Origin of the sequence: Rossellomorea yichunensis, assembly GCF_032337515.1 — a bacterium.
Lineage (GTDB): Bacteria > Bacillota > Bacilli > Bacillales > Bacillaceae_B > Rossellomorea > Rossellomorea yichunensis.
In genome coordinates, this window is sequence record NZ_JAVYAD010000007.1 from 1 (window position 1) to 14,312 (window position 14,312).

Sequence of the window (14,312 nt, forward strand, 5' to 3'; positions counted from 1 at the left end):
AATAGCTCTTTAAAAATAAATCTAGAATTAACGTTGACGTATTGTCTTGTTTTGTTCAGTTTTCAAGGTTCAATGTGCAATCGCTTCGTTTAAGCGACTTTTTTATCTTACCAAGTTATGGAGTTAATGTCAACAACTTTTTAAGACTTTTAAGTCGCCACTGACCGCTCGTTGTCGTCGTTCAGCAGCGACATTTACTAATATAACAAGGTTTCATATTGAAGTCAACGAATAATTAATATTTCACTATAATTATTTTACTGCTCGATAATAACGGTGATAAATCCCCTGTCCCTTTGTCTCTACATTTACAATTTCAACGAATCCTTTATCTGTCAGATATTCAATGAGCATGCTTAAATCCACTGAATAATGTTTGGCCTCTGAATGATTGAGGAGGTCCTGGAATGTCCAATGTTCTTTCTGGTCCAGTACGCTTAATAGATGTTCCGTTGAAACCTTCGTTCTTGAGTGAATGAGAAACTCGCTTGCCAGAAACAGCAGTTCAAGTCGTTTATCGATCTCTTCATCACTTGTAACGAGTTCTTCATACAACTTGTAGATTTCAGGCTCTATTTGTTTTACCTGGTTCCATACTGTAACCTCAGGATGAAATCCGTTTTCGATAACTGCAAGCCTGGCGAGATGGTGTAAGGAATGGACGATGTGATTATAGGCATCTAAATAATGCTTACTTTCAAAGAACTCTTTACCGTCCATGTAACGACGAATCAGCTTGGCAAATTCCATCCCCATCTTTATCTTTCTACCATAGAACGGGAAATCTCTTAACTCTGTTTTAAGATTATGAATATATTCGTTGCGATCGAACAGTACCTTGCCATTAAATAGCCAATCGATCACTTTGCGGTTGGACCCGAGTAATATCCACTCATTCAACTTAGCTTCCGTTACGATATGTAAGGCTGCCTTCTGTTCTTTATAAGAATAGTGTTTAATGAATACTGGCTCTTCAGCTTCTTTCACCACTAGAAAAAGGACAATATCAAAAGTATCCGTCAACGGACTGGATTTCTTGCTTTGTTCTATTAAAAGCGCTCCTAAAGTATTGGGGTGACTTGTACGCTCTTGGTATAACGGTCGTAAAATGTCTTCCATTTCATACTCCTCCACATCACTCATTGGTTGGTTACTATTTCGACATTCAAAGGCGATTTCCTTCTCTGAATATAGTCATTTTTCGACAAAACGGTTTCGTATCCCTCTTCTTACAACAATTATGGTATAGTATTTTTTTAGGAGGGACAAACAAATGGCTAAGTATTCGAGTAAAATTAATAAAATCCGTACGTTTGCCTTAAGTTTGGTTTTCATCGGATTTATCATTATGTACGTAGGTATATATTTTAGAGAACATCCATGGGTTATGACAACATTCATGCTGCTGGGTTTTCTGGCGATCATTGGAAGCACGGTTGTCTATTTCTGGATCGGGATGCTATCCACTAAGGCTGTTCAAGTCACATGTCCTAATTGCGGGAAGGTCACAAAAGTCCTTGGACGGGTAGATATGTGTATGTATTGTAATGAACCATTGACTCTTGATCCGAATTTGGAAGGCGAAGAGTTTGATGAGGACTATAATAAAAAGAAAAGATAACCCAAACGAGAAAAGACCTTCTACTGAAGGTCTTTTTTTAGCATCAAAAATAGGATGGCCCTGATATTAGGACCATCCTTACCTAGTGGGTTTCCTTTATTGAGCAGTCAGAACATGTTCCGTAGATTTCCATTCGGTGGTTATTCACCTTGAAACCTGTCACATGGGAAGCCAATTGTTCAACTTCATCCAATCCAGGATAATGGAAGTCAACGATTTTCCCGCAGCCATCACAGATGACATGGTAATGATCGGTTGTCACAAAATCGAAGCGACTGGAAGCATCACCGTAGGTCAACTCTTTCACTAAGCCTACTTCACGGAATACACGTAAGTTGTTATAAACAGTAGCTACACTCATGTTCGGGAATTTTCCTTCGAGTGCTTTATATATGTCATCAGCAGTTGGATGAGCCATTGAATCAATGAGATACTCTAATATCGCATGACGTTGAGGAGTAATACGGACTCCCGTTTCCTTCAATGTCGAAATCGCTTCCTTTAATTGTCCTTCTTCAGACATCGTCATGCACCTCTTTTCATAAGAATTATTATTTTATAATCTTTATAAATAGTGTACTAATCTACGGTCCCTTTTGTCAATCTTTCTCCCTAGTTACTCATGTAAGTTTTTCTCTTGTTCCCCGAGCTGCTGGTTTATATAGCGTCCTGCCACGAATAGATAGTCAGAAAGTCTGTTCAGATAAGAAAGGACCATCGGATTAATGTCTTCATCAATTCCAACCGCTTCTCTTTCGGCTCTTCTCACGATTGTTCTTGCCGTATGCAGTGCAGCTCCAGCAGGCTGACCTCCTGGAAGGATGAAATTGCTAAGGGGCGTAAGGGCACCATCAAGAAAGTCAATTTGCTCTTCCAGTTCTTTGATATGTGATTGTTCAAGCTTCCACTTCACTTCTTTTCCTGCAGGCGTAGCCAGTTCCGCTCCAACATGAAAGAGAATCGTTTGCACCTTATGAAAGAACTCCTCAAACTTTTCTTTTCCATCAAAGTATTCTGATTTAATGTAGCTTAGACCTAAACCAATCATCGAATTCGCTTCATCGCATGTCCCGTATGCCTCAACCCGCTGATCTTTTTTTGACACTCTCGTTCCATATACCAATGACGTTGTTCCCTTATCTCCGGTTTTCGTATAAATTTTCATCCTAATATCCCCTCTCTGCATCGATTACGTTGATATAGTTTTCACTATTCTTACGATATGTAGTTAAATTCTTTTTAAATATTTCAAGTGCTCTTGGCATGTATTTTTTTGTGATACTTGAAAGATGAGGCGTCACCGTTATGCCTTCATTCTTCCAGAACGGGTGATCTTCTGGTAATGGTTCCTTTTCAAATACATCAAGGTACATATGTTGAATTAACTTCTTGTCACTTACTTCAAGGAGAACGGATTCCTCCACGAGATCCCCACGACCAATATTGATGAAAACAGCCGTGTCCTTCATTTGTTCAAAGTGCTCAACCTGCAGGAGATGCTTCGTTTTCTCAGTACTGGGCAGAACGGATAGAATGTAATCGGCATTTGCCAGCTCCTTCTGAAATGTCTTCAGGGTGAAAATGCTGTCAAAATGTTCTACTGGAGACCCGGAAGAGTTCACACCCGTCACTTTCATGTGAAACGCTTTAGCCAATCGTGCGATTTCTCCTCCAATGGCTCCTGCCCCCAGAATAAGGAGTGAGGCTTCATGGAGTTCTGAGGTTGGAAGTCTTCTGCTCCACACGCTATCCTCTTCCTGCTTCCATACTGCTTGAAGCTGTTTTGCATGCTGAAGCATCAATCCGATTGTAAACTCAGCCATAGGAATTCTATGGATTCCCCTTGCATTGGTCACCAGGATGCCTCTTTTTTTGATAGCTTTAAATGGCATCTTCTCAAGGCCTGCCGAGGTGACCATGATCCATTTGCATTTCGTACTCTTTTCAATGTGATAGTCGGTTAAATCTTCCCCCATGGTGACAATCACTTCTGCTTCTGGAAGTTCATTTTCCGCTTCTTTGATTTTTTTATAAAAAAGAAATTCAACCTCATGGAAGCTATTCTTTAAATCTGAGACAAACTCTTCCTTCGGTTGAAATGTGAAGATAATTTTCATGTAGCTGCCTCCCATCCCTATTGCCCACTATTTTACCATATTTGTACCGCTTCACCCTATATTCAGCATCATTAAAAGCATAAAAAAAGAGGATCGACCTGGTCGATCCTTAAACGGATGAGACTGACTTATTTGAGGAGGTTGCCCTACTCTTACTATATGTCTTTACCTCTCTTGTGAATGGACAAAAGCCTCAAGCTTCTTAAAATAGGCTTAAAAATAGGTTCAGGTAAGGTTCTCTTTAATGTATTGCAGAGCTTCCTCCACATGTCCCTTCACTTTCACCTTTCTCCATTCCTTTGACAGGTTTCCTTCTTTATCGATAATAAAGGTAGAACGTTCAATGCCCATGTATTCTTTCCCGAAGTTCTTCTTCAGCTTCCACACGCCGTATTCCTCTGCCACCTTATGATCTTCATCCACCAGCAGAAGGAACGGAAGTCCATGCTTGTCTACAAACTTTTCATGCTTATCAACGGGATCCGGACTCACCCCTAAGATAACGGCATCGAGATTCTCAAAGTTTTCATGCTGATCCCTGAAATCACATGCTTCTGTCGTACAACCTGGAGTCATGTCCTTTGGATAGAAATAAAGAACCACGTTTTTCCCCTGGTAATCTGAAATCTTCACCTTTTCTCCATTACTTGCAAGTAATTCAAATTCAGGTGCTTTTTGACCCACTGTCATATTTGTTCCCCTCCATTGAATATTTTCTAACTTTAGCGTACCCAATAGGAGGGAAAAACTCAAACCATATACTACTTGTTTTCGTAGTTTAAGAATGATTTCACGACAAAGGCGGCAGGTATGGTGTAACCGAGCCATGACTCAATGAGGGCAATTCCCCTCCCAATACCAACAGGGGTTACATCCCCGTATCCTACTGAGAAAAGGGTGATGCCGCTGAAATACATCGTGGTAAAAAAATGATCGAGGAAGTCTCCCGTTAAGGGTTTTCCTCCTTCAACGAGAATCGGAACCCCTTCAAGCTCAAGGAGAGCAAACAGAAGACCGAATCCAACCATGATCGTGATATAACTCATTCCTAAAAAGAGAAAATGATGAAGTGAAACGTGATGCTCTTTCCACCTTGAAGGATAAAATAAGGCCCGTAAACTCATCACCATGCAGAACAAAATGAAAAACCCTATGATATAAAGCATGTACATACCCTCTTTTTTCTGCTTGTCTTCCTATATGTACGCTTAATACTTCAGATTCATTCTAGTTACCTGCACCTCTGTATCGTTTCACTCCTTCATTCCATAACACGATCGAGAAGATGAAAAATCCGATGCCCACAAATGGAGTCAGAAACGAGTATGGATACCATTCCGTCTTTTCCAGGAAAAAGGCAGATGGATAAACTCCAACAAAAGCGAATGGAAGAATCCACGTTAACACGAAACGAATCACATTATTATAGATATCCACGGGGTATCTTCCATAGTTTCCGATATTGTACATCATCGGCATGATCGACGTTTTCGCATCCGACCAGAATCCGATACTTGCAAGAGCGATGAAGATTCCTGCATACACTAGAGCTCCCCCGATTACAAAGAGGATAAATAAAACGGGTTCGTACCATTCAAAGGTAATATCCAGTCTTCCCCCGGCGTAGAACATAACCGAGAGACCCGTTATCACTCCGAAAAGCGACTCCAGTTCCATTCGCTCTAAGATAATTTGAAACAAGCTGTGTATGGGACGGGTCAGGATCCGGTCGAACTCACCTTTCACCACATACCGGTCGTTAAAGTCCCAAATGTTGAAGAACGAACTGAATAGTGCAAACGGGACCAGGAAGAAACCATATATGAAAATAATTTCGTCTCTTGTCCATCCGCTCAGAAGCTGAGTATGGCCAAACACGACCAGGATAAATACGAGGTTAACAGCCTGAAACAGTAAATCAGAAAGAATCTCTACTACCAGGTCGGCCCTGTATTGCAGCCTGATTTTCATATATTGGGCGACATATTGGAAAAACATCTTTACATAAAACATCCGTCACCCTCCTTGAATAATCATTTGTTTTTTTGCCATGACCCAGAGTATCTTAATTGGTATGAGAAGAATCAATGACCATACTCCCTGCATAAGAATTGCGTTGAATGATTCAGAAGTCGTAAAGCCATTGGTAAAAATCATGCTGGGAACATAACTTATACTCTGGAACGGTAAGTATCCCATCACATTTTGCGCCCAAATGGGAAAAAAATGAATCGGCAGCAATAAGCCGGAAAACAAATCAATGACCACCCGTTTCGCCCGGATGAGGCCATCATTATTAAATAAGAAAAAGGTCGTGATACCCGTCAGTAAATTGATTTGTGTATTGATAATGAAGCTAAACACGATTGAAATCGCAAATAAGCCCAATGTATCAAACCCTGTCCCGAATTGCAGCGGGAAGATGAGGCTGACAATAATCATTCCCGGGAACGAGAAAAACAACAGTCTGAAGACTCCCTCTCCGAGTCCCTGCATCGTCTTCATCCCCAGATAGTTATAGGGTCTGATAAACTCAACCGCCACTTTCCCCTCCTTGATTTCCTGAGCGATTTCACGGTCGATATTATTAAAGTAAAATGCCCTCGCCATCCATGAAACGGCCACATAGGTCGTCATTTGAATGATCGATAATCCTTCAATATCACTTTTTCCTCCGTAGATGGCCTGCCATAAGAAATAGTAAGCTCCAATATTGATACTGTATATTAATATTCCACTATAATAATTAGTTCGGTACGCCAGCATCATGAGGAAGCGGATGCGAATCATTTCTATATACTTAGCCATGATACCCTCCCAGACACACTGGAGCTGAACCGGTAGCTTCTAATCCCACACTCATCTCGTCACAGCCCCTTTTTCATAGATGTTCCGTATGATTTCCTCCGTAGTCGTTTCTTCAATCTTCATGTCTTTCACTTTGAAACTCGCAACGATTTTCGTTATCAGTTGTGAGATGACTTCATCATCCGCTTCAATTAATGCTGAATAGCTCTGCTTTTTCTCATCAAAGGACCAGGAGATGTTTTGATTCTTAGTAATTTCGGATAAAGCGGACATAGACGTTTCGTCCAGAAATTGAAACACGACTTCCTTTTGATCTCCCCAATTTTCCTTGAGCTGACTCAGAGCCCCGTCATAAATGATTTTCCCTTCATCCAACATCACGACCCGTTCACAAAGAGCTTCGATGTCGGTTAAATCATGGGTGGTTAGAAGAATCGTAGTATTGTACTTCTCGTTTATTTCTTTTAAAAATTGGCGGATTTTCAGTTTCACCAGAACATCCAATCCAATTGTCGGTTCATCCAAGAACAGTAAAGGCGGATTATGGACAAGAGCCGCTGCCAATTCACATCTCATTCGCTGCCCCAATGATAATTTACGGACCGGCTTGTCCAGTAGCGGCGCGATATCCAGTGTTTCAATCACATGATCCATATGTGCTTTATATTGTTGATCGGGGACTTTGTACACTTTCTTTAAGAGCTGGAAGGATTCCTGAACCGCGATGTCCCACCAGAGCTGGGAGCGCTGTCCAAACACGACCCCGATCGTCTGAACGAATTTTTCCCGATCACGATGAGGATTCATTCCATTGACGTGCAACTCTCCCCCGGTCGGTGTCAAGATCCCCGTCAGCATCTTGATGGTAGTGGATTTTCCGGCTCCATTTTCACCGATGTACCCGACCATCTCACCCTGCTTCACATTGAATGAAATATCGTTCACCGCAGGAACGATTTTATAATTACGCGTAAACAAATCCCTGAATGCCCCTTTTAATCCGGAACGACTGGAAAAAGCCTTGAATTCCTTACGCAAGTGATGTACTTCGATTGCATTCATATTGCGTCCTCCTAATTTCAAAAAAGTTTCGGTCCCTCTTTTACAAACAAAGAATAGTGTACCACAGAGATCTGTTTCCCTTAGAACAGTCTGCTTGAAAATTAGTGTGCCCAATGATTCCCTATTTGCTAAAGTGGAAATGACCGTACTACAATAGAAGAGTAGTAGATAGCTAAATACACATATATAGGAGGAAAACATGAAATATACAGAATCAGAAACTTTACATACAGAAGCATTGGAACATATCGTAGGAGGAGTGAATAGCCCGTCACGTTCATACAAAGCAGTGGGCGGAGGCTCCCCGGTTGCAATGGAAAGAGGTCAAGGCGCATACTTCTGGGATGTAGACGGAAATAAATACATCGATTATCTGGCAGCATATGGACCTATCATTACCGGTCACGCCCACCCACATATTACAGAAGCGATCAAAACAGCGGCGGAGAACGGGGTCCTTTACGGAACCCCTACCCGTCATGAAGTGAAGTTTGCCAAAATGATCAAAGAAGCAATGCCTTACATGGACAAGGTTCGATTTGTAAACTCCGGTACTGAAGCGGTTATGACAACGATTCGTGTTGCAAGAGCTTACACTGGGAAAGACAAAGTCATTAAATTCGCAGGCTGCTATCACGGTCACTCAGATCTGGTCCTGGTTGCAGCTGGATCTGGACCATCTACTTTAGGAACTCCTGATTCAGCCGGTGTTCCTAAAAGTATCGCCCAGGAAGTCATCACGGTTCCATTCAACGACATCGAGCCCTTTAAAGCAGCAATGGAAAAATGGGGAGATCAAATTGCAGCAGTCCTCGTGGAACCTATCGTAGGGAACTTCGGAATTGTAGAACCTAAAGAAGGGTTTCTTGAGCAAGTGAATGAGATAGCTCATAATGCCGATTCCCTTGTTATTTATGATGAAGTCATCACGGCATTCCGATTCATGTACGGCGGGGCTCAGGATATGCTAAAGGTAAAGCCTGACTTAACGGCGCTGGGGAAAATCATCGGCGGCGGTCTTCCAATCGGAGCTTACGGCGGCAAGAAAGAAATCATGGAACAGGTAGCCCCGTTAGGACCTGCCTATCAAGCAGGTACAATGGCAGGAAATCCCGCTTCCATCCTTTCAGGAATTGCCTGCCTTGAAGTATTAAAAGAAGAAGGCGTATATGAGAAGCTTGATAAACTCGGTGAAATGCTTGAAAAAGGGATCCTTACTGCAGCTGAAAAACATAACACACCGATCTCCATTAACAGATTGAAAGGAGCTCTCACTCTTTACTTCACTACAGAAAAAGTGGAGAACTATGATCAAGCGGAAGCAACAGATGGGGAAATGTTTGCCAGGTTCTTTAAGCTGATGCTGAATCAAGGAATCAATCTTGCTCCTTCTAAATATGAGGCATGGTTCCTTACAACTGCGCATACTGAACAAGATATACAGGAAACGATCGAAGCTGTCGATCGTGCATTTGCACAATTATAATCGAATAAGAATCAGTCAAAGACTGCTCCACCGGAATTTCACCATGGCGGAGCAGTCTTTTTGGTTCACTTGGTATGAATAACTCTTCCTTTCCTGGCATATCTATTCATTTGGCAGAGGAATTCCGTTTCCCTATCTGTTTATTCCCTTCATCAAAAAGGTACATATTTTGTAGAAACATATTTAAATTTCCCTATTGATATTGCTTGTAAGTACATGTATAGTACAGTATTGTTTATAAAAAAGTTACACAAGAAAGGATCCTAATTCCATGAAACTTGGTGCTCGCATCCTTAAAACGGGAATTGCGATTGTATTAGCTTTACTTGTATCTCAGCTATTGAATATACCGTCTCCAGTGTTTGCTGGAATCGCGGCAGTGTTTGCCGTCCAGCCCACCATTTATCGGTCTTATCTATCGATTATCGAACAAATTCAAGCGAACCTCATAGGTGCCGGGATTGCCGTTATTTTTGTTCTTTTATTCGGCAGCAATCCTCTTATTGTGGGTCTCGCTGCTGTCATAGCGATTGCCATCATTCTTAAATTAAAGCTGCAAAACACGATCGGCCTTGCCCTCGTAACGTTGATCGCGATTATGGAAGTGACGGATCAGGATTTTATTCAATTTGCATTTATACGTTTCTCAACCATCATGATCGGAGTATTTTCATCGTTCATTATTAACTTGATCTTCCTGCCGCCAAAATACGAAACGAAGCTTTACCATAAAATATCTGATTCTACAGAAGAAATCTTAAAGTGGATTCGATTAAGTTCAAGGCACGCAACAGAGTTCCACCTCTTGAAAAAAGACTTGGAGCGCATTAAAGAAAAGCTTATAAAGGTCGACCAATTGTATCTTCTTTATAAAGAAGAACGGGATTATTTCAAGAAAAATTCAATTGTCAAAAGTCGTAAGCTTGTCATTTTCCGTCAAATGATTTCATCAACGAATCGAAGCTTTGACATCTTGAAGCGATTGAACCGGTATGAAAATGAAATTTTCCAGTTACCTGATGAATTACGTGGAGTCATCAAGGGACAGCTTGATTGTCTCCTTACTTACCACGAACAGCTTCTATTGAAGTTCCTGGGTAAGATGCATCCCCATACTGAGTCAGAAGCCCAGCAGGATGTGTGCATGCATCGAAAAGAACTGATGAATATCATGATCCAGGAAGTAAAACAGCACAGTAAAGATGATAATATTCATAATTTCCATCTGCTGCATATTTTCTCGGCTATCTTTGAATACGATGAGCATTTAGAGCATCTGGAAAAACTCATCACAAGCTTCCAATCGTATCATAAAGAAGACAATGAAGTGATGATCGGGGAAGAAGAGGAATAAAAACGGACCAAAGGATGTGATTTCCTTTGCTCCGTTTTTTTGTTCTATTTAGTTTTTCATTTTAGGATCAAGGGCATCCCGAAGTCCGTCCCCCATCAAGTTGAATCCCAGTACCGTCAGCATGATGGCAAGTCCCGGGAAGATCATTGTCCACGGGGCTTGCAGCATGAACGTACGTGCATCAGCCAGCATTTTCCCCCATTCGGGTTGCGGGGCTTGTGCTCCTAAACCAAGGAAGCCAAGTGCCGCAGCTTCGATTATAGCAGTCGCAATGGCAAGTGTTCCTTGTACAATGATCGGCGCCATACTGTTAGGAAGGATATGACTCAATAGAATACGGCTATCTTTCATCCCAATGGCTTTCGCAGCCATCACATACTCTTCCTGCTTAACACTCAACACCCGTGACCGAATGAGTCGCCCAAAGTTAGGGATATTGATAATTGCAATGGCAATTAAAGCATTTCTCAGGGATGGTCCAAGAGCAGCTACAACAGCTATCGCTAACAGGATACTCGGAAATGCAAGCATGATATCAAAGATTCGCGAGATAATCGTATCCACCCATCTTCCATAATAACCTGCCACGATTCCCAGAAGACTTCCTACTACTGCTGAACCGATTACTGCAAAGAAACCTACCCATAATGAAATTCGAGCCCCATAAATAATTCTGGACAATATATCCCGTCCAAAGTCATCTGTCCCGAGCCAATGTTCAGAAGATGGAGCCTGCAGTCTTTTAGATAAATCTTGTTCATTGATGCCTTGTGGGGCAATGACTGGTGCGGCGATGGCTAAGACGACAAAGAATAGCACGATAAAAAATCCAACTAAAGCGATTTTGTTTTTTCGAAAGCTTTTCCACGCTTCCTTCCAGGGAGAAACCGTTTCCTCCTGCAGGGAAGGATGAAGCTCCTTTTGCGGTTCTGCTAATTCTGCCATGAGAGTTCACCTCTTTCTTCTATTGATGTTAGTTGTATTTAATGCGCGGATCGACAGCAGCATATAGTAAATCGACGATTAAGTTGATTGTGACAAAGATAGTGGCCACTACGAGAATGCCTGACTGTACAACAGGATAATCACGGAAGCCGATCGCTTCATAAATATAGCGACCAATTCCAGGCCATCCAAAAATCGTCTCTGTCAATATCGCTCCACCCAATAGGAGCCCCATTTGCAAACCGATTACCGTCAATACTGGAATGATGGCATTTTTAAGAGAATGCTTGTACACAACCCAGAACATTTTCAGACCCTTCGCACGAGCAGTTCGAATGTAATCCGAACGCATGACCTCAAGCATACTTGAACGAGTCATTCGGGCAATGATCGCCATAGGAATCGTGGCAAGTGCAATACCCGGAAGGATCAGATGCCTCATCACTTCACCTAATTGATCGAAACGTCCTTGTATGATGGTATCTATAATATAGAGATTCGTAATGGCATCGATCGGATTACGAATGTTTTCCCTTCCTGTGGTTGGAAGCCAGTCAAGTTGAATACCAAAGATCCACTGCTCCATCAAACCAAGCCAGAAGATCGGCATAGACACCCCGACCAAAGCCAGTATCATGGCCGTATAATCAAACCATGAGTTCTGGAACCAGGCACTGATGATGCCCGCATTCACCCCAATGACCACGGCAATGATGATAGCTACAATCGCCAATTCGGCTGTTGCAGCCAAGTATGGCCATATTTCACTTGAAACTTCTGTTTTTGTACGAATAGAGCTGCCTAAATCACCAGTTAAAAGGCCTTTTAGGTACTCGAAATATTGAACATACCAGGCATTATCAAGACCTAACTGTGTTCTTAGCTGTTCAATAGCTTCTTTTGAAGCCTGTTGACCCAGGATCACTTGGGCAGGGTCTCCAGGTATCGCCCGAATGATAAAGAATACAATAAAGGTCATCCCTAATAATACGGGTATTAATTGAAGTAATCTTCGAATGGTGTATTGAAACATTTTGTTCACCTCTCTGAAAGGAGATTCTAGTATTCATGGAAGCTTGCTTAAATCATTTTCATATTACATGCTTGTCGCCTCTGACCAAGCCGCCTCCGCTTTTCTTCTTGTCCAGCTGCGGTGGCTAGAGGCTCGAGGTCATTTCAGATCGATCAGCTGAAGGCAAAGTACGCCTTCTTCTGATCGTCCTGAAATGCTTGTCGCCTCTGACCAAGCCGCCTCCGCTTTTCTATGTACAAAGGGGAGACTTAAAGTCATCTCCCCTAGGTTGAATCTTATTAGGACTATTCCATGTCTACTGCACCTAAGAAGTCAGATCCTGTTGGATGCGGTTGGAAGTTCTTCACAGCCGCACTACCAGCTAATAATGGTGTGGAGTGAGCCAAAGGTACCCAAGGAGCATCTTCATGGATGATTTCCTGAGCCTGTTTGTACATCTCTTCACGTTTTGCTTGATCTGTTTCAGATTGAGCAGCAATTAATAAATCATGAAGCTCGTCATTGCTGTAGTACGTGTAGTTATTACTTCCGATATTGTCTTTATCAAGTAATACATATAGGAAGTTATCTGCATCACCGTTGTCACCAGTCCATCCAAGTAAGAACGCATCCGCTTCTCCGTTACGGGCTTTCTCTAGGTAGGTTGCCCATTCGTAAGACACGATTTTAGCTTTTACCCCTACTTCTTCAAGGTCCGCCTGAATCGCTTCAGCTACTTTTTGACCATCCGGCATGTACGGACGTGGAACAGGCATTGCCCATAATTCCATTTCAAATCCATCTTCAAGTCCTGCTTCAGCAAGAAGTTCTTTTGCTTTTTCAGGATTGTATTCATATCCTTCAAGTGCATCATTGTAGCCGCCAATAACTGGAGGCATTGGGTTTTTCGCTACTTCTGCTCTTCCTTCGAAGAATGCATCAATGATTTCCTGCTTGTTGATTGCATAGTTAATTGCCTGGCGTACTTTTGGATTATCAAAAGGTTTACGAGTCGAAGTTAACCCTAAGTATCCAACGTTCATAGAAGGACGTTCGAATAATTGTAATTGGTCGTTCCCTTCAACTTGTGCAGCATCACTTGGATTGATACCATCTGCAAGATCGATTTCACCAGAAACCAGCGCGTTAAGGCGTGCAGAGTTTTCAGGAATTGATTTGAAGACAACTTGATCTAATTTCGGTAGATCTTTATTCCAGTAGTCTTCATTCTTAACTAAAACGATTTTGTCATTACGCTTCCATTCTTTGAACTTGAAAGGACCTGTACCTGCATCAGTCGGTGCTTCGCCTAACTTATCACCTAACTCATCAAGAGCTTTAGGACTTACAATCGCAAAAGGACTCATCGCAATGTTCTTTAAGAACGGAGCTTGAGGGCGCTTAAGAACGAACTCAACTGTATTCTCATCAACCGCTTTTACTTCATTGATAACGTGACCTTCATCACCTTTAAATCCACCAAACATAGATTTATAGTAGTAGAATGCTTCTTCATTACCATTCATCCAACGCTCGAAGTTCTTCACTACTGCGTCAGCATTGAAATCTGTACCATCTTGGAATTTAACACCTTCACGAAGTGTGAACGTATACGTTAAACCGTCTTCAGATACCTTCCACTCTTCAGCTAATCCTGGATTTGGTTCTGTATCCTGTTCACCAAATTCAACTAAAGTTTCGAAGATATTCTTTGTTACTTTAAATGATTCTCCATCTGTAACCGCAGCAGGATCAAGTGCTACCGAGTCCCCCCCGCGACCAAAGATCAATACTTTTGGATCGCCACTATCTTTACTGTCGCTGCCTTCGCCTGAAGAGCTTTCATTCCCTCCACATCCGTAAAGAACAGATGATACGAGTAGGATGATCAGCATTAAAATTGACCA

The 14,312-nt window shown here is 41.9% G+C and carries 15 protein-coding genes; 3 read left to right on the plus strand and 12 right to left on the minus strand.

Annotated features, from left to right (window positions below):
• Nucleotides 1-252: 252 nt before the first annotated feature.
• Nucleotides 253-1,119, minus strand: coding sequence for a nucleotidyltransferase-like protein (locus RSX31_RS18290; protein WP_148968127.1), 867 nt, complete (start codon nt 1,117-1,119; stop codon nt 253-255).
• Between the two features lie 154 nt (nt 1,120-1,273).
• Here RSX31_RS18290 and RSX31_RS18295 point away from each other — a divergent pair, with 154 nt between their 5' ends.
• Nucleotides 1,274-1,621 carry a YgzB family protein gene (locus RSX31_RS18295; RefSeq protein ID WP_148968126.1) on the plus strand — a complete coding sequence of 116 codons (348 nt, stop codon included), beginning with the start codon at nt 1,274-1,276 and terminating at the stop codon, nt 1,619-1,621.
• Nucleotides 1,622-1,703: 82 nt separating this feature from the next.
• Here RSX31_RS18295 and perR read toward each other — a convergent pair whose 3' ends face one another.
• The 8 genes from perR to RSX31_RS18335 all read right to left on the minus strand — a co-directional run bounded on the left by perR (nt 1,704) and on the right by RSX31_RS18335 (nt 7,608).
• A complete protein-coding gene (gene perR, locus RSX31_RS18300; RefSeq protein ID WP_397540941.1) occupies nt 1,704-2,144 on the minus strand; it encodes a peroxide-responsive transcriptional repressor PerR in 441 nt (146 codons plus the stop codon).
• A 93-nt stretch (nt 2,145-2,237) separates the two neighbouring features.
• Nucleotides 2,238-2,786: a cob(I)yrinic acid a,c-diamide adenosyltransferase gene (locus tag RSX31_RS18305; protein WP_148968125.1), complete on the minus strand. Its 549-nt coding sequence runs from the start codon at nt 2,784-2,786 to the stop codon at nt 2,238-2,240.
• A 1-nt stretch (nt 2,787) separates the two neighbouring features.
• Nucleotides 2,788-3,738 (minus strand): D-2-hydroxyacid dehydrogenase, encoded by a 951-nt coding sequence (locus RSX31_RS18310; RefSeq protein WP_148994318.1) that lies wholly within the window; start codon nt 3,736-3,738, stop codon nt 2,788-2,790.
• A 225-nt stretch (nt 3,739-3,963) separates the two neighbouring features.
• Nucleotides 3,964-4,428, minus strand: a complete 465-nt coding sequence (bcp, locus tag RSX31_RS18315) for a thioredoxin-dependent thiol peroxidase (protein WP_315635609.1) — start codon at nt 4,426-4,428, stop codon at nt 3,964-3,966.
• Between the two features lie 71 nt (nt 4,429-4,499).
• Nucleotides 4,500-4,904, minus strand: a complete 405-nt coding sequence (locus RSX31_RS18320; protein ID WP_113970032.1) for an ion channel — start codon at nt 4,902-4,904, stop codon at nt 4,500-4,502.
• A 61-nt stretch (nt 4,905-4,965) separates the two neighbouring features.
• Nucleotides 4,966-5,751, minus strand: coding sequence for an ABC transporter permease (locus RSX31_RS18325; protein ID WP_148994320.1), 786 nt, complete (start codon nt 5,749-5,751; stop codon nt 4,966-4,968).
• Between the two features lie 3 nt (nt 5,752-5,754).
• On the minus strand, nt 5,755-6,546 hold the full coding sequence (locus tag RSX31_RS18330; RefSeq protein ID WP_315635610.1) for an ABC transporter permease: 792 nt from the start codon (nt 6,544-6,546) through the stop codon (nt 5,755-5,757).
• A 51-nt stretch (nt 6,547-6,597) separates the two neighbouring features.
• Nucleotides 6,598-7,608: an ABC transporter ATP-binding protein gene (locus RSX31_RS18335; protein WP_148994322.1), complete on the minus strand. Its 1,011-nt coding sequence runs from the start codon at nt 7,606-7,608 to the stop codon at nt 6,598-6,600.
• Nucleotides 7,609-7,807: 199 nt separating this feature from the next.
• Between RSX31_RS18335 and RSX31_RS18340 the strand changes: the two genes are divergently transcribed.
• Both RSX31_RS18340 and RSX31_RS18345 read left to right on the plus strand, forming a co-directional pair.
• Nucleotides 7,808-9,094: a glutamate-1-semialdehyde 2,1-aminomutase gene (locus RSX31_RS18340; RefSeq protein WP_148968118.1), complete on the plus strand. Its 1,287-nt coding sequence runs from the start codon at nt 7,808-7,810 to the stop codon at nt 9,092-9,094.
• A gap of 271 nt (nt 9,095-9,365) precedes the next feature.
• Nucleotides 9,366-10,448 carry an FUSC family protein gene (locus RSX31_RS18345; protein ID WP_148968117.1) on the plus strand — a complete coding sequence of 361 codons (1,083 nt, stop codon included), beginning with the start codon at nt 9,366-9,368 and terminating at the stop codon, nt 10,446-10,448.
• Nucleotides 10,449-10,496: 48 nt separating this feature from the next.
• On the opposite strand, the gene nikC is transcribed toward RSX31_RS18345, so the two are convergent.
• From nikC to RSX31_RS18360, 3 genes are all read right to left on the minus strand, one after another.
• Nucleotides 10,497-11,393, minus strand: a complete 897-nt coding sequence (gene nikC / locus RSX31_RS18350; RefSeq protein WP_044339707.1) for a nickel transporter permease — start codon at nt 11,391-11,393, stop codon at nt 10,497-10,499.
• Nucleotides 11,394-11,421: 28 nt separating this feature from the next.
• Nucleotides 11,422-12,426, minus strand: a complete 1,005-nt coding sequence (locus RSX31_RS18355) for an ABC transporter permease (protein ID WP_148968116.1) — start codon at nt 12,424-12,426, stop codon at nt 11,422-11,424.
• 284 nt (nt 12,427-12,710) lie between these two features.
• On the minus strand, nt 12,711-14,300 hold the full coding sequence (locus RSX31_RS18360; RefSeq protein WP_315635824.1) for an ABC transporter substrate-binding protein: 1,590 nt from the start codon (nt 14,298-14,300) through the stop codon (nt 12,711-12,713).
• Nucleotides 14,301-14,312 lie beyond the last annotated feature (12 nt).

Coding starts and splice junctions, on each gene's coding strand:
- RSX31_RS18290 (WP_148968127.1), bottom strand. CDS start 1,119: ATGGAAGACATTTTACGACCGTTATACCAAGAGCGTACAAGTCACCCC.
- RSX31_RS18295 (WP_148968126.1), top strand. CDS start 1,274: ATGGCTAAGTATTCGAGTAAAATTAATAAAATCCGTACGTTTGCCTTA.
- perR (WP_397540941.1), bottom strand. CDS start 2,144: ATGTCTGAAGAAGGACAATTAAAGGAAGCGATTTCGACATTGAAGGAA.
- RSX31_RS18305 (WP_148968125.1), bottom strand. CDS start 2,786: ATGAAAATTTATACGAAAACCGGAGATAAGGGAACAACGTCATTGGTA.
- RSX31_RS18310 (WP_148994318.1), bottom strand. CDS start 3,738: ATGAAAATTATCTTCACATTTCAACCGAAGGAAGAGTTTGTCTCAGAT.
- bcp (WP_315635609.1), bottom strand. CDS start 4,428: ATGACAGTGGGTCAAAAAGCACCTGAATTTGAATTACTTGCAAGTAAT.
- RSX31_RS18320 (WP_113970032.1), bottom strand. CDS start 4,904: ATGCTTTATATCATAGGGTTTTTCATTTTGTTCTGCATGGTGATGAGT.
- RSX31_RS18325 (WP_148994320.1), bottom strand. CDS start 5,751: ATGTTTTATGTAAAGATGTTTTTCCAATATGTCGCCCAATATATGAAA.
- RSX31_RS18330 (WP_315635610.1), bottom strand. CDS start 6,546: ATGGCTAAGTATATAGAAATGATTCGCATCCGCTTCCTCATGATGCTG.
- RSX31_RS18335 (WP_148994322.1), bottom strand. CDS start 7,608: ATGAATGCAATCGAAGTACATCACTTGCGTAAGGAATTCAAGGCTTTT.
- RSX31_RS18340 (WP_148968118.1), top strand. CDS start 7,808: ATGAAATATACAGAATCAGAAACTTTACATACAGAAGCATTGGAACAT.
- RSX31_RS18345 (WP_148968117.1), top strand. CDS start 9,366: ATGAAACTTGGTGCTCGCATCCTTAAAACGGGAATTGCGATTGTATTA.
- nikC (WP_044339707.1), bottom strand. CDS start 11,393: ATGGCAGAATTAGCAGAACCGCAAAAGGAGCTTCATCCTTCCCTGCAG.
- RSX31_RS18355 (WP_148968116.1), bottom strand. CDS start 12,426: ATGTTTCAATACACCATTCGAAGATTACTTCAATTAATACCCGTATTA.
- RSX31_RS18360 (WP_315635824.1), bottom strand. CDS start 14,300: ATGCTGATCATCCTACTCGTATCATCTGTTCTTTACGGATGTGGAGGG.